General features: G+C 53.3%; 24 protein-coding genes. 12 read left to right on the plus strand and 12 right to left on the minus strand.

The features are described 5' to 3' along the window. Nucleotides 1-27: 27 nt before the first annotated feature. Nucleotides 28-1,326: an oxalate/formate MFS antiporter gene (oxlT, locus tag KB890_RS01350; protein ID WP_004176133.1), complete on the minus strand. Its 1,299-nt coding sequence runs from the start codon at nt 1,324-1,326 to the stop codon at nt 28-30. Between the two features lie 216 nt (nt 1,327-1,542). On the opposite strand from oxlT, the gene KB890_RS01355 reads away from it, so the two are divergent. Continuing rightward, nucleotides 1,543-1,761 carry a hypothetical protein gene (locus KB890_RS01355; protein ID WP_020325054.1) on the plus strand — a complete coding sequence of 73 codons (219 nt, stop codon included), beginning with the start codon at nt 1,543-1,545 and terminating at the stop codon, nt 1,759-1,761. A 110-nt stretch (nt 1,762-1,871) separates the two neighbouring features. On the opposite strand, the gene KB890_RS01360 is transcribed toward KB890_RS01355, so the two are convergent. After that, a complete protein-coding gene (locus KB890_RS01360; protein WP_004151868.1) occupies nt 1,872-2,924 on the minus strand; it encodes a LacI family DNA-binding transcriptional regulator in 1,053 nt (350 codons plus the stop codon). 217 nt (nt 2,925-3,141) lie between these two features. Between KB890_RS01360 and KB890_RS01365 the strand changes: the two genes are divergently transcribed. The 8 genes from KB890_RS01365 to KB890_RS01400 all read left to right on the plus strand — a co-directional run bounded on the left by KB890_RS01365 (nt 3,142) and on the right by KB890_RS01400 (nt 8,781). Further along, on the plus strand, nt 3,142-3,579 hold the full coding sequence (locus KB890_RS01365; RefSeq protein ID WP_004179927.1) for a PTS sugar transporter subunit IIA: 438 nt from the start codon (nt 3,142-3,144) through the stop codon (nt 3,577-3,579). A gap of 11 nt (nt 3,580-3,590) precedes the next feature. Next, nucleotides 3,591-3,857 (plus strand): PTS sugar transporter subunit IIB, encoded by a 267-nt coding sequence (locus tag KB890_RS01370; RefSeq protein WP_004176134.1) that lies wholly within the window; start codon nt 3,591-3,593, stop codon nt 3,855-3,857. Between the two features lie 30 nt (nt 3,858-3,887). Continuing rightward, nucleotides 3,888-5,150, plus strand: coding sequence for a PTS ascorbate transporter subunit IIC (locus KB890_RS01375; RefSeq protein WP_004176135.1), 1,263 nt, complete (start codon nt 3,888-3,890; stop codon nt 5,148-5,150). 20 nt (nt 5,151-5,170) lie between these two features. After that, nucleotides 5,171-5,851, plus strand: coding sequence for a D-allulose 6-phosphate 3-epimerase (gene alsE, locus KB890_RS01380; protein WP_004179925.1), 681 nt, complete (start codon nt 5,171-5,173; stop codon nt 5,849-5,851). Nucleotides 5,852-5,967: 116 nt separating this feature from the next. Beyond that, on the plus strand, nt 5,968-6,438 hold the full coding sequence (locus KB890_RS01385) for a PTS sugar transporter subunit IIA (protein ID WP_094932907.1): 471 nt from the start codon (nt 5,968-5,970) through the stop codon (nt 6,436-6,438). A 56-nt stretch (nt 6,439-6,494) separates the two neighbouring features. After that, nucleotides 6,495-6,806 (plus strand): PTS fructose transporter subunit IIB, encoded by a 312-nt coding sequence (locus tag KB890_RS01390; protein ID WP_004179922.1) that lies wholly within the window; start codon nt 6,495-6,497, stop codon nt 6,804-6,806. Between the two features lie 42 nt (nt 6,807-6,848). After that, nucleotides 6,849-7,955 (plus strand): PTS fructose transporter subunit IIC, encoded by a 1,107-nt coding sequence (locus tag KB890_RS01395; protein ID WP_004179921.1) that lies wholly within the window; start codon nt 6,849-6,851, stop codon nt 7,953-7,955. Nucleotides 7,956-8,160: 205 nt separating this feature from the next. Continuing rightward, nucleotides 8,161-8,781: a LysE family translocator gene (locus KB890_RS01400; protein ID WP_004179920.1), complete on the plus strand. Its 621-nt coding sequence runs from the start codon at nt 8,161-8,163 to the stop codon at nt 8,779-8,781. A 57-nt stretch (nt 8,782-8,838) separates the two neighbouring features. Here the strand turns inward: KB890_RS01400 and KB890_RS01405 are convergent, their stop codons facing one another. Next, complete coding sequence (locus tag KB890_RS01405; protein ID WP_004176142.1) at nt 8,839-10,047, minus strand: MFS transporter; 1,209 nt, start codon at nt 10,045-10,047, stop codon at nt 8,839-8,841. 103 nt (nt 10,048-10,150) lie between these two features. Here KB890_RS01405 and KB890_RS01410 point away from each other — a divergent pair, with 103 nt between their 5' ends. Then, nucleotides 10,151-11,053, plus strand: coding sequence for a LysR family transcriptional regulator (locus KB890_RS01410; protein WP_004179910.1), 903 nt, complete (start codon nt 10,151-10,153; stop codon nt 11,051-11,053). A 41-nt stretch (nt 11,054-11,094) separates the two neighbouring features. Here the strand turns inward: KB890_RS01410 and KB890_RS01415 are convergent, their stop codons facing one another. Continuing rightward, nucleotides 11,095-11,982 carry a LysR family transcriptional regulator gene (locus tag KB890_RS01415; protein WP_004179902.1) on the minus strand — a complete coding sequence of 296 codons (888 nt, stop codon included), beginning with the start codon at nt 11,980-11,982 and terminating at the stop codon, nt 11,095-11,097. A gap of 160 nt (nt 11,983-12,142) precedes the next feature. Between KB890_RS01415 and ahlK the strand changes: the two genes are divergently transcribed. Continuing rightward, nucleotides 12,143-12,937: an N-acyl homoserine lactonase AhlK gene (gene ahlK, locus KB890_RS01420; RefSeq protein WP_020325045.1), complete on the plus strand. Its 795-nt coding sequence runs from the start codon at nt 12,143-12,145 to the stop codon at nt 12,935-12,937. Between the two features lie 104 nt (nt 12,938-13,041). On the opposite strand, the gene KB890_RS01425 is transcribed toward ahlK, so the two are convergent. The 7 genes from KB890_RS01425 to KB890_RS01455 all read right to left on the minus strand — a co-directional run bounded on the left by KB890_RS01425 (nt 13,042) and on the right by KB890_RS01455 (nt 19,747). Beyond that, nucleotides 13,042-13,470 (minus strand): cell envelope integrity TolA family protein, encoded by a 429-nt coding sequence (locus KB890_RS01425; protein ID WP_004179900.1) that lies wholly within the window; start codon nt 13,468-13,470, stop codon nt 13,042-13,044. Between the two features lie 112 nt (nt 13,471-13,582). Then, the gene (locus KB890_RS01430; protein ID WP_004179899.1) at nt 13,583-14,725 is read right to left on the minus strand and encodes a M20 family metallopeptidase; all 1,143 of its coding nucleotides are present in this window, start codon (nt 14,723-14,725) and stop codon (nt 13,583-13,585) included. Further along, nucleotides 14,725-15,480, minus strand: coding sequence for a glutamine amidotransferase (locus tag KB890_RS01435; protein ID WP_004179898.1), 756 nt, complete (start codon nt 15,478-15,480; stop codon nt 14,725-14,727). Before KB890_RS01435 ends, KB890_RS01430 begins: the two co-directional genes overlap by 1 nt. A gap of 14 nt (nt 15,481-15,494) precedes the next feature. Then, nucleotides 15,495-16,574, minus strand: a complete 1,080-nt coding sequence (locus tag KB890_RS01440) for a phosphotriesterase family protein (RefSeq protein ID WP_004176149.1) — start codon at nt 16,572-16,574, stop codon at nt 15,495-15,497. 3 nt (nt 16,575-16,577) lie between these two features. After that, the gene (locus tag KB890_RS01445) at nt 16,578-17,579 is read right to left on the minus strand and encodes an ABC transporter permease (protein ID WP_002904978.1); all 1,002 of its coding nucleotides are present in this window, start codon (nt 17,577-17,579) and stop codon (nt 16,578-16,580) included. Nucleotides 17,580-17,597: 18 nt separating this feature from the next. Continuing rightward, complete coding sequence (locus tag KB890_RS01450; RefSeq protein ID WP_004198552.1) at nt 17,598-18,344, minus strand: ATP-binding cassette domain-containing protein; 747 nt, start codon at nt 18,342-18,344, stop codon at nt 17,598-17,600. 380 nt (nt 18,345-18,724) lie between these two features. Further along, on the minus strand, nt 18,725-19,747 hold the full coding sequence (locus KB890_RS01455) for a LacI family DNA-binding transcriptional regulator (protein WP_004176158.1): 1,023 nt from the start codon (nt 19,745-19,747) through the stop codon (nt 18,725-18,727). A 346-nt stretch (nt 19,748-20,093) separates the two neighbouring features. Here KB890_RS01455 and KB890_RS01460 point away from each other — a divergent pair, with 346 nt between their 5' ends. Continuing rightward, nucleotides 20,094-21,047 (plus strand): ABC transporter substrate-binding protein, encoded by a 954-nt coding sequence (locus tag KB890_RS01460; protein WP_004176159.1) that lies wholly within the window; start codon nt 20,094-20,096, stop codon nt 21,045-21,047. A 1-nt stretch (nt 21,048) separates the two neighbouring features. On the opposite strand, the gene KB890_RS01465 is transcribed toward KB890_RS01460, so the two are convergent. Further along, on the minus strand, nt 21,049-21,921 hold the full coding sequence (locus tag KB890_RS01465; protein ID WP_004179897.1) for a PfkB family carbohydrate kinase: 873 nt from the start codon (nt 21,919-21,921) through the stop codon (nt 21,049-21,051). Nucleotides 21,922-21,939 lie beyond the last annotated feature (18 nt).

The following is a 21,939-nucleotide window of genomic DNA, read 5'->3' on the forward strand; positions in this document are numbered from 1 at the left end:
GAGCCGTCACTTCTGCCCGGCGGACGATTAGCTATGCTGGCGGATAAAGCGCGCGCGCCACGGTTTTAGCACCCACAGCGCGAGGGCGGCGGTGACAAAATCAAGGCCAATCGCGCAGCTGAAGACCACATGCCAGCCGTGAGTGTGCTGATAGAGCAGTGCCGCCAGCGGACCGCCAAAGATTGACCCGATGCCCTGCGAAATATACAGCCAGCCATAGTTGCTGGCGGCATGCTCGCTGCCGAACGTATCGGTGAGCGTCGACGGGAAGAGCGAGAAGATCTCCCCCCAGCCAAAGAACACCACCCCGGAGAGCAGGACAAACAGCAGCGGATCTTCCCGGCACGCCAGCCAGAGCATCATCGCTACCCCCTCCAGCGCAAAGGCGATAAACATGGTTTGCTCGCGGCCGAAGCGGTCGGAAATAAACCCAAACAGCGGCCGGGTTAAGCCGTTGGTAAAGCGGTCTATCGTTAACGCCAGCGGCAGCGCCGCCATGCCAAACACCACCGCCTGGCTAATGCCGAAATCCTCGGCGAACACCGCCATCTGCGAAGTGACCATCAGCCCGGAAGTCGACATCATCGCCATCATGGCGAACATCAGCCAGAACAGCGGCTGGCGCAGCATTTCCCGGGAAGTAAACGATCTGCTGCTCTGCACCACCGTCTGACTGACGGGCTGGGAGACAGCAGGGGGCGGCAGCTTCAGCCCCTGACTGGCGAGGAAGCCGACGAGGGCGAAAAGGATCCCGAAAGTCGTCATCGTGTGTTCCAGGCCGTTAGTGGTCAGCGACAGGGAGATGGGGAAGGTGGTTATGATGGCCCCCATCCCGTAGCCCGCCGCCACCGCGCCGGCGGCAAATCCCCGCTGCTGTGGGAACCATTTGACCATCAGGCCGACAACGCCGATGTAGACGATCCCGGTCCCGAGGCCGCCCATGCAGCCATAAACCAGCCAGAGCGTTGCCAGGCCATTCACCTGCGCGGAAAGCACCCAGCTCATTCCCGCCATCACCGTGCCAATAGCGATCAGCCGCCGCGGGCCAAATTTTTCCACTAACCGCCCCTGAAAAGGGGAAAAGAAGGTCTGCAGGATGATCAGCAGCGAGAAGGTGACTTGCAATTCTGGCAAACCCACGCCCAGTTTAGCGGCCAGGGGTTTTGTCAACAGCGTCCAGACATATTGCGGACTGGAAATGGCGGCCATACAGATCAAACCCAGCACCAGCTGGCGCCATTTGCCATATTTCGGGGTAACCAACGGTTCACTGAGTGTCGTCATGTTGTTCTCCGTTTTCAGTAAGCAGGCTTCCGTGAAACGCATCCACCCTGGATGCCTCACGGAAAGGGGAAGGTGGCGACCGCAGAGTGACGACGTGTTGTGGCCATACGGCATACGATCTTGTCCACATCGCGGTATACAAGCGAAGAGCATTAAACGTGCCATATAAAATAATTTTTTATATTCAAATAGTTAATGTAATGAGGGCATGTCTGACGGGGGGCGGCATGATGAATGTGCGGCACCAGGGCGGTGCAAATGAATTATCGCGGTGCGCTTTGCCTGCTAACTGGCGTAGGAGACATCGTATATCCTGGACTGGCGCTAGACGGACTTCAGTGCAAAGCCGCCCAGGCGGGTCGAGGCTACGAAATCACCGCCTGGGGCGGCTGGCAAGATAAACGGGAAATGAGGCTGGCGGTTTACCCGCTTAGTAGCGAAAAAACGCTACTGTCCCGACTTTTTTTTGCTTTATGAGCTGGGCATTTATTGTATGGACTCTCGCAGAGAGACATTCTTCCTGGTAGAAACCCTGGCTACCACACACAGATACTAGATAGGGGAAGCCTTATCGCCCTATACTAAGTTCATGCCGCGGTACTGGCCCGGACTTTGAGCACTGACGGAATTTCAATGAACTTTTCACCAGGCTTATCGTTAAGCAGTTCGAGAAGAGCTTTACCGGCTTTCACCCCAATGTCATGCCAGGGAAACTCAACGGTTGTCAGGGCAGGGGAACAGACTGTCGATAACACTCCTCCGCCTAAACTCGCAATGGCTACGGTATTGGGCACCTTGATGCCGGCACTGTGGCAGGCCATCATACATCCACAGGCCATTTCATCCGACGTGCAAATTAACGCATCCAGATCGCCCCAGGTAATCATCATATCCTTGAATATATTGACGCCTGTGGCGATGGTGGATGGCAAATGCGTGGTTACCACCCGGTGCGGGGAGCGGTTCAGAGCGAGCATCGCCGTATTCCAACCGCTCAGCAACTGGCGAAACATTGTGTTATTAGCCGGGGTACAGAGCAGTGCGATGTTTTTTAATGAGGCGTCGGCCAGATGAGTCACGATCTGTTTTACGGCCTTACCGTAATCCACGCCGATGCACATACCCACAGGGTGGGTATTTAGCGCGCCAATTTCCAGAATAGGAACATCCACGTTGGCCAGCAACTGGGTGCAGCTCTCAATGGTATCGATATTGAACTGAATAATGGCCGCCGGGTTATAGGCGAGCATTTTTTCAAACGTCTTTTGTTCACTTTGACCGTCATGCCCGGATTCCATAAACATCATGGTATATCCGCGTTCGGTCAGCACTTTTTGCAGCGCTTCAGAGACCGGCAAAAAACCCGGCGAAGAGAAGGTGGGAACGACGGCGAGAATAAGATCGGAATGGACCGACGCCAGATTACGTGCCTGCAGATTAGGGACATAGCCGAGTTGACTGACGGCCGCATCGATGCGATCGCGAAGCTCAGGATTCACTTTTTCAGGCATTCTCAGCGCTCGCGAGACGGTCATGGCGCTCACACCGACAAACTCAGCCACCTCGGTCAGGGTTATCTTACCCGTTCCTTTACGTCGTTTTTCTTTCGGGCTACCGTCCGCGTCTAAACTCTTCACCAAAATCACCAACCGTTTGAAAAATAAAATATAACGAAAGTATATCTGCGAATCGCATTATAACTTACCACAGCGAGGGGGAAAGCACATTATAGCCAGTGTTAGCGGTAACGCACTTTTTAACATTTTTCTTTGTTAGCGCTAACTTTGGGAGGTGTATCACAGTTGCATTTTATTTAGCTGTTTATAGTGCAGCACATAGACCCCCTCGGGAGAGATTATGATCAGAGACTGGTTAACCCCGGATAAAATCAAAGTCATTAACTCAATAGATAGCTGGGAAAATGCCGTTCGACTTGCAGCAGAACCCTTGCTGATGCAAGGGTATATAGCCGGGTCGTATATTGAGGCGATTTTGCAAAGCCATAAAGAGCTTGGGCCCTATTACGTATTAGCTCCCGGCTTGGCGATGCCTCATGCCCGTCCTGAACAGGGGGTATTAAGAAATGGATTATCGCTTCTTCATATTAAAGAAGGGGTGTCGTTCGGCTCGGAAGAGAACGATCCGATATACGTGGTAATCATGCTATGCGCTCGTTCCGGGAATGAACATATCACGATGATCGGTGAACTGGCTGAAATCTTTAGCGATCAGCAAAAGTTACACCGATTGTTAAATGCCGATGATAGCAAGGCGATTCAGGCCGTTATTGACTGAAGGAAAACAGAATGAAAAAAGTGCTTATCGTGTGCGGTAATGGTTTGGGCAGCAGCTTCATCGTTGAAATGAATGTCAAAAAGATCCTTGCCGAAATGAATAAAGAAGCTGAAGTCGCACATACCGACCTGACGTCGGCAAAAAGCGAAACTGCCGATCTTATTCTTAGCGCCAAAGACATTGCAGAACATCTTAGCAGTCACTCTGCAAAGGTCGTTGGATTAAGTAATTTACTTGATAACAATAAAATTAAAGAAATTTTAGCAGAAAACATTTAAGCAACGGCTATCTGATTCGTGGAGTTTAACATGCTTCATTTTCTTATTTATGATGTGCTAGGAACACCGGCGATACTGGTTGGTTTATTTTCACTGATCGGTCTGCTGTTGCAAAAAAAAGGAATTTCAGACGTTATTTCAGGCACGCTGAAAACCATCATGGGTTTTGTCATATTGACCGCCGGCGCCGGTATTATAGCCTATACGTTAACCATCTTTAGCCAGTTATTTGAACATTCTTTCCATATTCAGGGCGTGGTGCCCAACACTGATGCCATGGCCGCTCTGGCGCAGAAGAATTACGGCACGGAAACCGCCACCATTATGGTATTGGGCATGCTGATCAATATCGCCCTGGCGCGTCTAACGCCATTAAAGTACATCTTTCTGACCGGACATCATACGCTTTATATGGCTGCGATGCTGGCGGTTATCCTGTCTGTAGGGGGCTTGTCAGGGGGATGGGTGGTGGCCATCGGGGCGGTTATTCTCGGTGCGATGATGGTCATCTCCCCGGCTATCTTGCAGCCGTTTACCCGTAAAATAACCAACACCGACGATCTGGCGCTCGGGCATTTTGGATCTATTGGCTACCTGCTGTCCGCGCTGGTGGGCAAAATTATTGGTAAAGGTAGTCCCTCGATTGAAGAGATCAAAGTACCTAAGTCGCTCAATTTCCTTCGCGACTCATCGGTGGCCATCTCTCTCACCATGATGATTCTGTTTCTGGTGCTGGTGCTCGTTGCGGGCAAATCCTTTGTCGAGGAGACCCTGAGCGCTGGTCAGAACTTTATTATCTTCGCCATTATTCAGTCCCTCACGTTTGCTGCAGGAGTTTATATCATCCTCGCCGGGGTTCGGATGGTGATTGCCGAAATTGTGCCAGCGTTTAAAGGGATTGCGGACAAACTGGTTAAAGACGCGAAGCCGGCGCTGGACTGTCCGACGGTGTTTCCCTTCGCTCCGAATGCCGTCATCGTCGGCTTCCTCGCAAGCTTTGTCGCAGGGCTGGTCAGTATGTTCCTCTGCCCGCTGTTCGGCTTGAGCGTCATCGTCCCGGGCCTGGTTCCCCACTTTTTCTGCGGGGCCACAGCGGGGGTTTACGGCAACATTACCGGCGGACGTCGCGGGGCGGTGGTAGGGGCTTTTGCTCACGGTCTGCTCATTTCGTTCCTGCCTGCCATTCTCTTGCCCATGATGGGGGATATGGGACTGGGCTCCACAACCTTTGGAGACGCAGACTTTGGCGTTGTCGGCATCGTGCTGGGTCATATCATCGCAATGTTTAACTAACTATTTATCGGAGGTGGTTTATGAGCGCTAAATTTTCACCGTCACTGATGTGCATGGATTTAACGCAGTTCAAAGAGCAGATCACGGCAATGAATAAAAAAGCGGATTTTTACCATGTTGATATAATGGATGGCAATTACGTCCGCAATATCACACTGTCTCCCTTTTTTATTGAGAATCTGAAAAAAATTACTACTGTGCCCATTGATGTTCATCTGATGGTGAATCATCCGGAAGATATCATTCCAATGTGTCTCGAGGCCGGCGCCGATATCATCAGCTTTCATCCCGAGACGGCGAATAACAAAATATTCCGCCTGCTGAATCAGATCAAGGATGCGGGCAAAAAGTGCGGGGTGGTGCTGAACCCGGCGACACCGGCAGAAAGCATTGCCGAATATGCGCATCTGCTGGATAAAGTGACGGTCATGTCGGTTGACCCTGGCTATGCCGGACAAAAGTTTATTCCTGAGTCGCTGAACAAGATTAGAAAGCTCATCAACATGCGCAAAAATAATGGTTATCACTATCTGACGGAAATTGATGGCTCTTGCAATGAGAAAACCTTCGGTCAGATTGCTGAATCCGGGGTAGATGTCTTTATCGTCGGCACATCGGGTCTGTTTTCGCTCCATGAGGATGTCAGCCAGGCGTGGGACAGAATGATCGAGATCTTCCAACGGGAAACTGTCGCTGCATAACGGGTTATCTCTCTTCGAACCACAGTGTGTATTTGAATAAGCCTTAAAAGATCTGCATCACGCCAGCGATGCTGGTTTGTTATTTAACGACCACTCTATATGAATGCGGGTGAATCATGGATATTTCGACAGTGCTTAATGTTAAAAACATCAAGTTAAATATGACCGCCAGAACCAAAGAAGAGGTGATAGAAGAACTCACCGATTTACTTATCCAGGATGGCGCCGTCACCAATAAGGAAGACTTTATTCGTGATGTCTGGTTACGCGAGGAGCTAGGCTCTACCGGTTTTGAAAACCATATCGCTATTCCACATGGTAAATCTTCCGGTGTTTCCCGTACCGCATTAGCCATCGGACGCACGCAACATGCCATTCCCTGGGAGACCATGGATGGCAGCGATGTCCGCTGTGTTATTTTATTTGTGGTTTGCCTGGTGGATCAAAATGCCACCCATATTCGCCTGTTGGCACAAGTGTCTGGGTCACTGGCGGATGAAGACATTATCGCTAAATTACTTGTTGAATCTGATCCACATAAAATCATTGCGCTTTTCAATTCAGAAACTGAAAACGCCGATGCTTAATACCAACTTGCTAATATCGATTTGTAATTTATTAAATTAATTAACGGAGAAACATTATGAATATTGTCGGCGTTACCGCCTGCACGGTGGGGATTGCACATACCTATATTGCGCAAAAGAAAATTGAAACTGCGGCTAAAAAAGCCGGACATAACGTTAAAATCGAGACGCAAGGAACCATCGGCATTGAGAATCAGTTAACCGCTGATGAGATTGCCATGGCAGATATTGTTCTGCTTGCCGCGGATGTTAAAGTGACGGGAGAAGAACGGTTTGCGGGTAAGAAAGTGGTCAAAGTCGCCACGGAAACGGCAGTGAAATCCCCCAATAAACTGATTGAAAAACTCAGTGAAATAGTCAATTCATAATTTTATTTCGGCCTGCTGACTCTATACTTAAGGGCGTAATTTATGTCTCTAAAACAAATATGGCAAGCAGCAAATCCTAAAGGACATCTGCTGACCGCTATCTCATTTCTGATCCCCATTGTCTGTGGTGCTGGGTTTATTATCGCCATCGGTATGGGGCTTGGCGGAACGGTGCAGGACACTTTAACGCCGGGGCAATTTGATGTATGGCAGGCAATGGCCACCCTGGGCGCCAAGGCGCTTGGGCTGTTGCCGGTGGTGATTGCCGTGGGAATATCTGGCTCGATCGCCGGCAAACCAGGCATCGCGCCAGGATTTGTCGTCGGGCTGGCGGCGAATACTATAAGCGCAGGCTTTATCGGTGGGATGATTGGTGGCTATATTGCGGGGTATATTGCGCTGGCGATCATTAAAAACGTCAAGGTGCCTGACTGGGCCCGCGGGTTGATGCCGACGCTGATCGTTCCCTTTTTTGCCTCCATTATCAGCTGCCTGATTATGGTCTATATCATCGGTACGCCTATCGGTATCTTTACGGAAGCGCTTACGTCTTTCCTGAGAAGCATGGGCACGTCGTCGAATTTGGTGTTAGGCGCAGTCATAGGCGCATTGTGTATTGTTGACTTTGGCGGCCCGCTAAATAAGACATGCTTTGCTTTCGTGCTGACCCTGCAGGCGCAGGGGATAAATGAACCCATTACCGCACTTCAGTTAGTTAACACCGCTACGCCTATCGGATTTGGCCTGGCTTTCTTTATTGCCAAACTGCTGCGTAAAAATATCTATAACCGTGAAGAAGTGGAAACCTTAAAATCAGCGGTTCCGATGGGGATTGTGAATATCGTTGAGGGTTCTATTCCGATCGTCATGAATGATATTGTGCGCGGTATCGCGGCGGCGGCTATCGGCGGCGCGTGCGGCGGGGCGGTCACCATGGTCTATGGTGCGGATGCGACGGTTCCTTTTGGCGGAGTATTGATGATCCCCACGATGTCACATCCGATGGCAGGCATCATGGCCCTGCTGGTGAATATCGTTGTTACCGCCACGGTCTATGCCGTCATCAAAAAAGATATCCCTCGCGACGTGATTGTTGATAATGATTACGAAGAAGAGGATATCGACCTGGATGATATTAAAGTGAGCTAACGTATCCCAGGGTTATTTTAAATCAACATTAAGCTCTTCCTGTAAGAACATCAGCCCATGACTAAGCATTACTTAGTCATGGGCTACTCTTTGCATCTGTCATCCCCGAAGTAAAATGGAGCAGGGTAAGCAGAAGATCAGGGGAAATAATTTTGTTGCAAAAATGTGAACCCTTCAGTAGCCTTGTCTCTTTCGGAGACAGGAAATGCTCGTCACTGATTCACTTCTTGCATACACCCTCGCTGCCACACTGCTTACCCTGACGCCAGGTCTCGATACCGCGCTCATCCTGCGCACGGCGACCGCTGAAGGTGGACGCAAAGCCTTGCATGCCGCGTTAGGCATTGATCTCGGATGCTTTATTTGGGGCGCCGTGGTGGCCTTTGGCTTAGGGGCGCTGCTGGCGGTTTCTGAGTTGGCTTATACCTTGTTGAAATGGTGCGGAGCGGGCTACCTTTGCTGGCTGGGCATCCAGTTGCTTCTGCGCCCGCGCCAGCAATTTAACACCCACCCGGCCGAATCAGATTCCACGAGTAACTGGTTCCTGCGTGGGATGCTGGGGAATGTGCTTAACCCCAAAATGGGCGTCTTCTACGTTTCGTTTTTGCCCCAGTTTATCCCTGCCGGGCATTCACCGATCAGCTGGACCTTTCTCCTGGTCACCATCCATGTATTGATAGGGACGCTGTGGTCGTTAACGCTGATTACCGCCACTCGCTATGCCGCCGGCATCCTGAAAAAACCGGCCGTAGTGAAATGGATGGACCGAACGACCGGCTGCCTGTTTCTGTTGTTTGCCGCGAAGCTGGCCATGAGTCGGCGGTAGTCACGCAGGGGCGTATGCCCCTGTTTTTGCCTTAAAAAATGAGCAACCCGTGGAGTACTACTCAGTGGTGAAACGATCGGGCTCGAACGTACGTTTAGCCAGTTTCTTTTGCAAAACGATGACAATAATTGGGGTTCCTGATGCGGTAATTGCACATACCGCCAACAGCGTATCCATATTTTGTAGCGCCATGCGATGGTCGGGTAACAAAAAAGCAGACAGGAAAAATGCGGCAGTTGTCATCAGATACATCATGGATGTCTGTAATGAAGAGAATCCCGCTCGTTGCTTGTTATCAGGAAACTGAATCGTCACCGCCGACGATGACACCAGACGACTGTAAGCTGCGCCGAGAAATAACGTAATAAATAGCGCTGGATGCGGATAGCCCATCACGGGTATCAGTAAGCTCAGGATAAAAACGAGGGTCGACCCGGTCGCCAAACTCAAAGCAGAAACACGAGAGGTTAATGCGCCTGTCATTCTGGTAGACAGATACCCCGCCAGGCCCCCGCCGAAGAACAACCAGGGCAGCAGACCTTGAGAAGCCCCCAACAGCTGCGTCATTAATGGCGCCAGGACAGGAATGATCAGCATTGGACTAAACTGTACCAGCGCATTACCGGAAGCAAACAGTAAAGTATCTACATCGAGGGGCAGCGCGTGGGACGTGTCGAAAGTGACGGGATCCTGAGGGATGATGGAGACGATCAGTGGCAATGCCAACCAACACAGTGTACAAATTAACCACAACGCGACATGCCAACCGTAATGAGTACACAAAAATAGTACAGCGGGCATCCCCACGATGCTGACCATCGAAAATGACGCAATCACCGTCGCCAACATTTTTCCGCGCAAGTCAGCCGGTGTGTGGTTTATCAAAATAGTGATCCCCACAGCCATTGTCGTACCGCCAACCAGTCCTGCGAAGAAGCGCAATGTAAGAAGAAGAGGAAAACTGGTAGTGAATGTCGTCAACAGTGTCGCCATGGCTAGCAGTACCATATTAGCGATTAAAAAATGCTTCTTATTGCAACGATCAATCCAGTAAAAGGCGATAATTCCCGACAGGACGGCTCCAGATGTGTACATACCGGATACATAGCCTGAGAAGGTGACGGGAACAGCGAAATCTGCAGCCATAAATGTAAAAACAGGGCTGAACATCATATATTCCAGCGCATTAGTAAACTGGACAAAAGCGATTACCATAGCAATCCGAATGAGCGTCTTTTGATTAAATGTTGTGGTGACCAGTGGCATAGCAAGCGACCTGTGGATGAAAGATATCCTAGCTTAACTGCTATCAAACTTGTCGATTAGATGGTAAAAATGGCACTCATTATTATCATATGTGGGATAGTTGATGCGGCCAGTTCTTGACTTTAATGCGCTGAAAATCTTCATTGCTGTGGTGGAAAGAGACAGTTTTGTCGGGGCATCGAAAGCCCTGGAAATGCCGACATCAAATGTGAGCCGTTGCATTTCTCAGTTAGAAGACAAACTGAACCTTCAGCTCATTGAGCGCAGTACCCGACATATGAAGCTCACACAGGCTGGGCATCTACTCTATACCCGGGCGAAGCCATTACTGGAAGCACTTGAGCAAACTGAAACCGAAATAACGTTGCGACAAATGCAATTCAAGGGGCCATTACGTATCTGTATTCCCAATGAAATCGGTCCTGTATTGCTGGGCTCTGTTGTTGCTGATTTCGCCTGTCAGCATCCGGATCTGGAGATAAGTTGCGTCACAAATTTGTCGGGTTATGAATCCCTGCGAGATGATCTGGATTTAGCTGTCATTGTTAGCCGTGGTCAGATGGATGACAGTGACTACATCGCCCGTCATCTGGTGACGATCCCTTGCACCATCGTTGCGGCCCCCTCCGTCATCCAGCGTTATGGCACGCCTTCTCGAATACAGCAATTTGAAGAGTTACCCTGTATTACAACGGTGAATGCGCTTAAAGGCGCTCCCTGGCAGTTTGTGAATAAAAAGGGCGGATTCGAGACGATCAAGGTTAACGGTCGTTATCGGGTCAACAGCGGAGAGATGGCAGGGCGAGCGGCCATCTCAGGTGTCGGTTTTGCCATCCTGTCGAAACAAGCCTGCCAACCCTATATTGATGATGGGCGGTTAATCGAGATTGAATTTGAACAATCGGCAGCCCCCTTGCAATTGTTCGCTCTGTATTCAGATCGGCGTTACTTGCCGGCAAAAACAAGAGCGCTTATTGATTTCATGCATCAGAGATTGAGTCATTAACAAGAGGCCATCTTCAGCGCGCCAGGGCAGCGCTGTTTTATTCAGCCGGCCGGCTCAAGCAACAAATCTCTGATATAGCCCTCCAGCAGGGAGGCACAAATTCGCGTTTCATACGACATCATCCCAGCTGGTGGATTGAGCAACCAGGCACTAAATGGCGGGATCGGATAATGGCTTAAGAGGGGGATGAGCGCGCCGTCTGCCATTTCTTTTCTGCAAACCGGACTTTGCAAAACACCAATGGCATGTCCCGCTAATAACCAGGAGAGGACACTCCGCCAGTGCGTGGACTGAAATTGAATATTGACGGGAACATTAATGAGTTGATCTTCGGAAGCGACCAATTGAATGCGATTACTGGCGAATACACCGGAAACAGCAGCAAATGGATAATCTGTCAGCGCATCCGGCGTGTCAGGATGACCCATTTTCGCCAGCAAAGCCGGAGAGGCGAGTAACACTCTGCGCACGGTGCCAAGCGGGCGTGCGACAAAAAAACCTTCGGAGACATCACCTAATCTCAGCGATAAATCGACCCCCTCGGTGACGGGATTGATGACGCGGTCGTTAAAAATGACATCGACCTGTAGCTCCGGATGCTCGTTCTGAAGCTGCAACAATGCAGGCATCAGCAAGCTTTCTCCGGCGGAATAGGGCGCGGCAATACGGATTTTGCCTTGCAGCCCCTGATTTTCCTCATTCACAGAAAGAGCATGCTCTGCCGCCTGAACGGCCGTTTTGCTTCGCTCATAAAACACGTTACCGCTTTGCGTTAGAGACATGTTACGCGTGTTGCGCCTAAGCAAACGTGTCCCAAGATGAGCTTCCAGTTTTTCTATTCTTTCACTCACGGCGGGCTGGCCAATACCGAGATCGCGGGCTGCAGCCGACATGCTGCCCCGTTCAACCACCCTGATAAATATGCGCATTGCTGAGAAGAGATCCATTCACCAATTATATTGGCTTTACCGATAAATGTAAGTGGGGACAGGTATCTACTGCTTTACTGCGAAATGATGAAAAATCCAGACTCAAGGCCTGAGTCAGGCTAAATTTCAATCTATTTAATTGATTTATTGGTGGAAAATAATGATGCCAGAGATAAAGCTTTTCATGTTCCAGTCAGGAACACAGCATTGTCGATATCAGCATATCCGGATGAATCAGGGCGTGGGAGAGCATTATGAGATCCCTGTCCCCTGGTTTCTGCTGACCCATCCGGATGGGTTTACGCTGATTGACGGCGGTCTGGCTGTCGAAGGATTGAAAGATCCCAGCGGTTATTGGGGAAGTGCTGTAGAGCAGTTTAAACCGGTGATGTCAGAAGAACAGGGTTGCGTGGAACAACTTAAGAGGATTGGCATTGCTCCTGAGGATATCCGCTATGTGGTCCTGTCCCATTTGCACTCTGATCATACGGGAGCAATTGGTCGCTTCCCCCATGCTACGCATGTTGTCCAGAGGCAAGAGTATGAATATGCCTTTGCCCCTGACTGGTTTACTTCGGGAGCCTATTGCCGACGCGATTTCGATCGTCCCCAACTTAACTGGCTATTTCTGAACGGGTTGTCCGATGATCACTATGACCTTTACGGTGATGGCACGTTACAATGTATTTTCACCCCAGGGCATTCACCGGGCCATCAATCTTTTATTATCCGCTTACCGGGTGGTACAAATTTTACGCTAGCGATTGATGCGGCTTATACCTTAGATCATTACCATGAGAAGGCTCTCCCGGGGCTAATGACGTCTGCTACTGATGTCGCTCAGTCTGTGCGAAAGCTGCGTCAGCTTACCGAGCGATATCATGCGGTATTCATACCCGGCCACGATCCTGAAGAATGGAAAAAAAACAGGCTTGCGCCAGCCTGTTACTATTGAATCATTCCTCGCTGATCGCCAAAAAGCGTCTGTTAAGCAGGGCTGTCAGCTTATCTTGTTCGAAATGGCCCTGGTGATGGCCGGGGCCATTTCTGCGGGCAAGCTCAGGGCTTCACGTCCAGCACGACATGACTGAAGGTTTGATAGGTTTTTTCGTCCGGCGCGGGCGGGATGTTGGCTTTTTTCAGCGCGGACATCACCTGCGCGCAGAATGGCCGATCGCCGCTCTCGACCGTTGGATCCTGCACCGTCCCGTCACGCTGCAGCATAAAGCGCACCGAGCATTTTTGCCCTTGCCAGGAGGCCGGCTGGTCTATGTTAGCGAAGATAGCCGCCTGGATCCGCGCCAGATAGCGTGAGGCATTGGCCTGGGGTGAAGTATCGGAACCCGTTTGATAATCGCGAAGTATCTTATCCACTTCAGCCGATATTTTAGCGTCTTCGGCGCTGCCCGGCGCAGAAGCACGACCCGAGCAGGCGGAAAGGAGTAAAGAGAGGGTGCAAACGAGCACAGCGTTGGTTTTCACGGACATGCTAAGCCTCCTTGCTGGTGGTGATACCGTCGTGTACGAGGCGGTTATCCTCTGTTATTCCGCGATATTATTCAAACGCTGAATTGCATGGCACGCGCTTTCAGTGACAGTGTCACTCATTTTTTACTTTCGTCGCGGGCGGTGATGCCATCCAGTCGCGAATGATGTCACCGTATAGCTGTTCGGCCTCCGCCAGTCGGCTGAGCAGGCAGTATTCGTCGGTTTGATGCGCCATCGACGGCTCGCCGGGGCCGAGAATAATACAGGGCGGATCGCCCAATGCAGGCAGCAGCAGCGAGGCGTCGGTAAAGTAGGGCACCACGCGCGGCGCAATCGGCTCAGCGTGCAGCGGCTGACAGCGTTGATAAACCTGCTTAATCCACGCATGATCCTCCCGGCTGAGGACGGCGGGCAGGTCGACCAGCGTGGAGACGGTGACGCTTTCGCCAAGCAGCGTCGTCAAGCGCTCCCGGATAGTGGCGTGCTGTAAATTGGGCGCGCTGCGGATATCGACATCAAAACGCGTGCGGTCCGGTACGGAATTAATATTGAGTCCGCCTTCTATGCGTCCGACGTTGAGGGTGGGTTGCTTCATTAGCGGATGCGGCGCGCCTGGCGAAAAATGCTGAATCTTACCCAACGCATCCGCCGCAAGATAAATAGCATTGGTCCCCAGCTCCGGCATCGCGCCGTGGGCGGTTTTCCCCCGCGTTTCGCAGCGTAGCCAGAGCGCGCCTTTATGGCCGATAACCGGATAGTTGGCGGTGGGTTCACCGACGATCAGCGCGCCCACCTCCGGCAACGTTGCGGAGGCGATCAGCGCCCGCGCGCCGTCGCAGCCGGTCTCTTCTCCGCCGGTTATCAGCAATACCGCGCCGCGTCCGGCGAGGATCGCTTCCCGCTGATGAACGCAGGCGACGGCAAACGCCGCTATCGCCGCTTTCATATCGCTGGATCCGCGGCCATAAAGACGCCCGTCTTCCATCTGCGAGCCGAAAGGATCGTACTGCCAGCGGGCATTTCCCAGCGGGACGGTATCCAGATGTCCGGTAAAGGCCAGCGGTTTACCGCTCTTCGCCCCGGGCAGGCTGGCGATAAGATTGCAGCGTCCTTCGCCGAACGACGACAGCGAAACCTCAAAACCGCTATCGTCAAGCCAGTCGGCGAAGAACCGCATGCAGTCGGCTTCGCTGCCCGGCGGGTTGATGGTGTTAAAGCCCAGCAGCTGCCGGGCGAGCTCAAGGGTCGCGGTCATCAGCGGCGTTCCGTTAGCCAGTCGAGGCAGTTAATCCACAGCTGGCGATAGCCGGGCCATTTGGTAAACTCTTCCGGCAGCCAGTGCGCCGACATGTCGCTGGTCCACACCAGCGAGCGACCCTGCTGATATTCGCGAACAGCCAACAGCGGATGACCGGTACCGGCCACGGTCGCCAGCAGTTTGCCTTCCGGGTGCATTTCAACTTCGTTATAGCCCAGCAGCCACGGCCATTCGCCCGGAATATCGTTAAACAGGGGGTGAGACTCCGTCACTTCGGCATAGCAGCCTTCCGGGGTTTCAATGCGATCGTCCCAGGCCAGGCAGCGTACCGGCAGCACTTTCTCCACCTCGGTATGGCGGTAGCGCGCGCCGCCGTTGATTCCCTGGAAGCTGTAATAGCCGCCGATCATCATCAGCGCCCCCCCGCCGGCCACGTAATCATGCAGGAGCGTTAAACGGTTGGCGGTTCGGCGGCTCTTCAGCCAGGTGTCCGGATGCAGCAGCAGCGTATTGGCGCCAATGTCCGAGAGAATAATCGCATCCCACTCCTGCAGCGCTTCCAGCGTCAGCGGAAAGTCGGTCGCCGCCGCGTGGGCGGGCATATAGGTAATGGCATAGGGACTGTCGGCGAGCGCGGCCAGAAAGTCCGTTGCGCCGGTGTGCCAGGTGGCGGTGGCAAACTGGTCGAAGCCTTTAACGTGCGTTGACGTGCTGGTCCAGGACTCACCGACCAGTAAGATTTTTTTCTGCATGATGACGTTTCCTTTTATCCGCCAAAGACCCGCTGGGGGTTTCCAATCATTAAGGTTTCAAGTTGTTCGCCGCTGACGCCGTGGCGCCGCAGACGGGGAACAAAATGCTTGAGTATGTAGCCATAACCGTGGCCGCCGTAGCGGGTGAGCATGGTTTTCAGGAAGACGTCCTGCGACAGCAGAATTTGCTGGATGTAGCCGTCGTCAATCAGCTCGCGGATCGCGCGGGCGTTCTCCTCGTCGGAGGGCGACTGCGCCGACTCGTCGGCGTAGTAATAGCTCATGCCAATCATGTCGTATTCGAGAAACGCCCCGCGCTGCGCCAGTTCGCGCTGGTAGCGCTTATCGGCAAAGCTGGGATTCATATGGCACAGCACGGTATGGCGTAAATCGGCGCCTTCCTGCTCGAGAATATCCAGCACCCGATGGCCCAGCCGCTCCCAGCCGGGCAGATGGACCTCGATCGGCACGCCGGTCGCGGCGCTGGCCCGACCCGCAGCGCGCAGGGATTTCTCCTCATCCGGCGTAAAGCGGCTGGAGATACCGATTTCGCCGATGAGCCCGGCGAGCACCTCCGGTTTCTCCTCCGCGCCGCCAAGATCGTAAATCAGCCGTTCGGTCAGCTGTTCGACGCTGCTGATTTTTACCCACTCAGGGTGCGAAGGTTCCAGATAGAGCCCGGTACCCATAATGATGTTCAGACCGGTCAGCCGCGCGATGCGCGCCAGCGCTTTCGGATCGCGGCCAATGCCGATATTGGTCGGGTCGACTACCGTTTCTCCGCCAAGGGCGCGATATTTAGTCAGCTCGTCAATCGCAACGTCGACATCAAACAGCTGACAGTTATCGCGGCTCATCAGCGGGTTGAGCGACAGTTCGCCAAGGTTTTCCATTTTCACCGGCATTTCGGCAAGATGGCGATCGCTGCAGCAGCAGGGCGGCACCCATTTGCCGGAGGCATCCAGCAGAATATGCTCATGCATCAGAGTAACGCCCATTTCGTTAATCGGCAGTGGGCCAAGCACAGTCATTACGTAACCGCTGCTAACGCCAACCGGCAGCGGCGAGGGATGGCGAAAAATTGATCCTTTCATCAGCTATCCTTTTGCCGCGGAGCGCGTCGGGTTGAGAATGCGGGTGTTCAGCCAGATAGCCAGCAGGATAATGGTGCCGGTGGCTATCTGGGTGTAAAACGGCGAAATATGCGACAGGATCAGCCCGTTCTGAATGACCGCAATCGACAGTGCGCCCAGCAGCGTGCCAATAATAGTTCCGAAGCCGCCAAACAGACTGGTGCTGCCTAGCACAACGGCAGCAATGACCTGCAGTTCAAAGCCTTCGCCCTGGTTGGAGGAGCCGCTGCCGAGGCGTGCGGTAATGATCATCCCCGCCAGCGCGGCGGCCATTCCGCTGATGATATAGACCTTCATGGTGACCGCTTTGGTGTTAATACCGCTGCGCCGCGCGCCTTCGGCGTTAGCGCCGATGGCGGTCACGTAGCGGCCAAAGCGCATATGGTTGAGAACGATATGCCCGATCAGCAGAATCAGAATGCCGAGCAGTGCGGGCATGGGGATCCCGACGACCCACGCGCGTCCGATAAAGGTAAACAGGCTGTCAGCCGGCACCGGAATCGAGTAGCCCTGGGTGACCAGCAGCGCGATGCCGCGAACTACGGCCAGGGTGGCGAGCGTGACGATAAACGCCGGAATGCCCTCATAGGCAATAAAGAAGCCGTTGATGGCACCAACGAATCCGCCTAGCAGCAGGCCGCCGAGGAGTACCACCGGCCACGGCAGACCCCAGCTATTCAGGGCGATAGCGGAGAGCGCGCCGACCAGCGCCAGGGTGGAGCCTACCGACAGATCGATACCGCCGGTGGTAATGACCAGAGTCATTGCCGTCGCGACGATCAGCAGCGGGGCGCTCTGACGGATAATGTTGAGCCAGTTGGTGCCGGTGAGAAAGTTGCTGGTGATCAGCGAAAACACCACGCAGCAGAAGACGAAAAAGAGCGCGATGCTGACTACGCCTGAATGGTTATGCAGCAGGCGGCGCGGCAGCGAATGCTGGATCATGCGTGAGCTGCTTAAATTCATGATACTCATCCTGTTACCTCAATGTGCTGCCGCAGAGCGGGCGGTGAATTTTTCGCCCACAATCAGGTTAACGATATCGCTCAGGCTGGTGTCGGACACCCGTCTGTCGGCGACGTTGGTACCTTCATACATCACCATGATCCGGTCGCAGACCAGGAACAGGTCCTGCAGGCGGTGGGTAATCAGAATCACGCTCACCCCGCGAGCGGAAACGCGGCGAATGAGCTCCAGAACCGCTTCAACTTCCGCGACGGCCAGCGCGGCGGTGGGTTCATCCATAATCAGCACTTTCGGGTCAAAGGCCGCGGCGCGGGCGATGGCTATAGCCTGGCGCTGGCCGCCGGAGAGATTTCGCACCAGCAGCCGGGTATCCGGAATGGAGATCCCGAGCCCTTTAAGCATCTCTCTGGCATCGGCGTGCATTTTGGCCTCGTCGAGAAAGGGGATGCCGAGGACCGATTTCATCGGCTCACGGCCCATAAACAGATTGCCCGCGACATCGACCGTGTCACAGAGCGACAGATCCTGGTAGACCATCTCGATATGGCAACGGCGTGAATCGGCCGGATTCGTAAACTGTTGCTGTTCACCGTCGATACGAATCGTGCCGCTGGAGGGGATCACCGCGCCAGAGAGCACTTTGGTCAAGGTGGATTTCCCCGCGCCGTTATCGCCCACTAAGCCCAGCACTTCGCCCGGGGCCAGCTCAAGGTTGACTCCGCGCAATGAGCGTATCGACCCGTAGGTCTTGGTGATATTGATCATCTCTACCCTTGGCGGGGTAGTTTGTGGCTGCTGCATCTGATAACTCCCATCGCTGTGGCCGGGAAAATGTTCGCCATCCTGCGGGAGAGACTCTATCCGACACGGTTTACAATCTAGTAAACCGGTTTACCTGCGGACCAGAGCACTCGCCAGTGCAGTCAGGACAAACGCTATGTAAGATATTTGTTCGCCAGTAAGAACATTGCAGCATCCGTGCCAGGGCAGTAACCACACAGCAGCCCTGTAACTTAACCTTATGTATTCAATACACTTAATTGAATACAATCCGGTAAACCGGTTTACTGATTATAGTGAATAAATTGTTAATTGATCGTTTTTTGCGCCAAAAGCGGGCGCTTTTGCGCCATTTTGGGACGGGCTTAACAAATCTTGATCGAGTCGCGGCCAATCCATTCAACCGGCAGGCGGGTTTCCGCAGGGATATCCGGATCGTCGTTTAGCAGGCGCATCATGATGTTCACCGCAGTGCGGCCCAGTTCGCGGGCGGGCTGACGGATAGTGGAGATCCGCGGCTGGGTAAAATCGGCATAGTTGGCGTCATCGAAGCCGACTAACGATAGCGCCTCTGGCGCCTGGAGCCCACTGGCGCGCAAGCCGTCGAGCAGACCGAGCACCAGATAGTCGCTGGCAGCGAAGACGGCGGTAGGGCGAACCTGTTGGCTGAACAGGTACCGCAACGCTTGCTGGCCAAACTCGCGCTGGTAGTCGCCATACATCACCCATTCGGGCGGCCAGCTCAGGCCCGCTTGCTCCATCGCGGTGCAAAAGCCCTGATAGCGCTCGCGGACGCTCATCAGCTTGTCCGGGCCACCGACGAAAGCGATATGGCGATGCCCGGCGGCGATCAGTTTTTCGGTGGCGATCCGCCCGCCCTGGACGTTATCGGCAAACACTTTCGGTACCTTACTGCCGGGAATATCTTCATCCAGCAGGACAATCCGTTCGTGACGCTGGACTTCCTTGCGCAGCAGGCCATTATCGGGGCGGTTGGTGGTGAACAGCAGACCGTCGACCTGGCAGGTATCCAGCCAGCGAATGAACTGGCACTCTTTTTCCGGGTTGTTGCGGGTGATACACAGCACCAGGCTGTAGCCGCTGGCAGAAGCGGCCTCTTCGGCTGCGTCGGCCAGTTCGGCAAAGAAGGGGTTGGTAATATCGGGAAGCACCAGGCCAAGCGTTTCGCTGCCGCCTTTGCTAAGACGGCGTGCCAGGCTATTGCCGCGATAGTCCAGTTCGCGAATGGCGGTTTCGATGCGGTCGATGGTGTCCTGCGGCAGCACAATACTGTTGTTCATATAGCGCGACAGGGTCGCCTTCGACAGCCCGGCCAGCTTTGCCACATCGGATAACAATACACGTTTTATACTCATTTCCTGCGCCATTTCTGCCAGAATCGGCTATCTGTAACATAGTTAAGCGCGGTGGATACAGCAATTTCTCTGCGAACAATCACCAAAAATAAATGCTTGACAAATTTTAATCAGCAGAGAATTGTATAGGCAGTTTACCGCATCATCCGGGAAGTCATTCCCAACCCCGTTTAAGTTATTCCAGTCGCGCACCGACACGGACCGGTTGCCGGGATGACATTAAGCAGGTATCCGCCGAACGTTCAATGATTGTTCTGGCGATATAGACGATATTTGCCCGCCAAAAAAAATAATCCTTCTGCGTTCGCATGCGGCGCGGAACTCTGCTGGCTATCAACTATTCCCGACGAGGATACTGATGATGTTATTTCACACCGGAAAACTGCGTTTCCTTGCTGTCGCCACGACCATGCTGGCATCCATGAGTTTTATTTCTGCCGCCAGCGCTGCCGGTCCGACTTATGCGCTGGTACAAATCAACCAACAGGCGCTGTTCTTTAATCTGATGAATAAAGGCGCACAAGATGCGGCCAAAGCCAGTGGCAAGGATTTAGTTATTTTTAACTCTAACGATAATCCCGTGGCGCAAAACGACGCGATAGAAAACTATATTCAGCAAGGCGTTAAAGGCATTCTGGTTGCTGCTATCGACGTTAACGGGATCATGCCAGCGGTTAAAGAAGCCGCCGCCGCAAACATTCCGGTGATTGCGATTGATGCCGTATTACCGGCCGGGCCACAGGCAGCTCAGGTCGGCGTTGATAATATTGAAGGCGGCAGAATTATCGGTCAATACTTCGTGGACTACGTGCAGAAAGAGATGGGCGGCCAGGCGCGACTGGGTATAGTCGGCGCGCTGAATTCGGCCATTCAGAACCAGCGGCAGAAAGGGTTCGAAGAGACGCTGAAAAGCAATCCGAAGATTACTATCGCTAACGTGGTCGACGGGCAGAATGTGCAGGATAAAGCGATGACCGCGGCGGAAAACCTGATCACCGGTAATCCGGATCTGACAGCGATTTATGCCACCGGCGAACCCGCGCTGCTCGGCGCTATCGCCGCCGTAGAAAACCAGGGGCGGCAGAAGGATATTAAAGTCTTTGGCTGGGATCTGACGGCGAAGGCGATTTCCGGTATTGACGGCGGCTACGTCACCGCCGTACTGCAGCAGGACCCGGAAAAGATGGGCGCCGAAGCCCTGAATGCGCTGAACAGCATCACGTCGGGTAAAACCGTGCCGAAAACCATTCTGGTTCCAGCGACGGTGGTAACCAAAGCGAACGTCGATTCATACCGTCCGCTGTTTAAGTAGGTCAGCGCGCCCCGTCCGTGGTTAACAGGGCGGCGAGCTCACGGCTGCCGGGAAACGCGCTGAGCGTCCCCCGGCGGCTAACCGTAATGGCGGCAGCGCGACTGGCGTGCGCCAGCGCCAGCGCATCCGGCGCGACGCCGCGCAGCAGGGCGGAGGCCAACATGACGGCGAGGAACGTGTCGCCCGCGCCGGTAGTATCAAGCGCCTCGGCGGGCACGGCGGGACAAAACTGACGCTGGCCCTCCTGGACCAGCCAGGCGCCTGCGGCGCCCTGGGTAATCACTAAGGTTTTCACCCCGTATGGCTGGAGCAGCTCGGCCTCGGATTCATTGACCACCGCGATGTCGATGAGGGGCCACAGATGGCAAAAGTCAGGATTGACAGGTGAGGGGTTGAATACCGTCGTCATGCCGCGGCTTCTGGCGTACTGGAACAGCGCCCGCGTTTTATCGAGGGAGAAATTGCCCTGCTGTAGCAGAATATCGCCAGCGACGGCATCCGCCATATGCGGAATCATTTCATCCAGGCTGAATGTATCGGCCGCCGCCGTAGTGGTAATGATGGCGTTGTCGCCATCAGCGCTATTTAAAATAATCGAGGTATCGCTATGTTGATTGAAATGGCCGTCGGGTAGTAGCATCAGTGGTTCATTTTTTATCTGCTGGCGGATCCACGCGCCGTTGCTGTCATTTCCCGTGGCGGCAATTAAACGCGTCTCTATTCCGCAGCGGGATAATATAATCGCCTGGTTCGCGCCTTTACCGCCGATATCCTGCGACACTTTAACGCCGTGAATGGAGGCTCCTTTTTTCGGTATATCCGGAATGGACCAGGTTTCATCTACGGTAATATTACCAGTAACGTAAACACGCATAGTGTTCCCTTAACAGGA

It is taken from the genome of Klebsiella sp. P1954 (assembly GCF_018199955.1).
GTDB lineage: Bacteria > Pseudomonadota > Gammaproteobacteria > Enterobacterales > Enterobacteriaceae > Klebsiella > Klebsiella pneumoniae.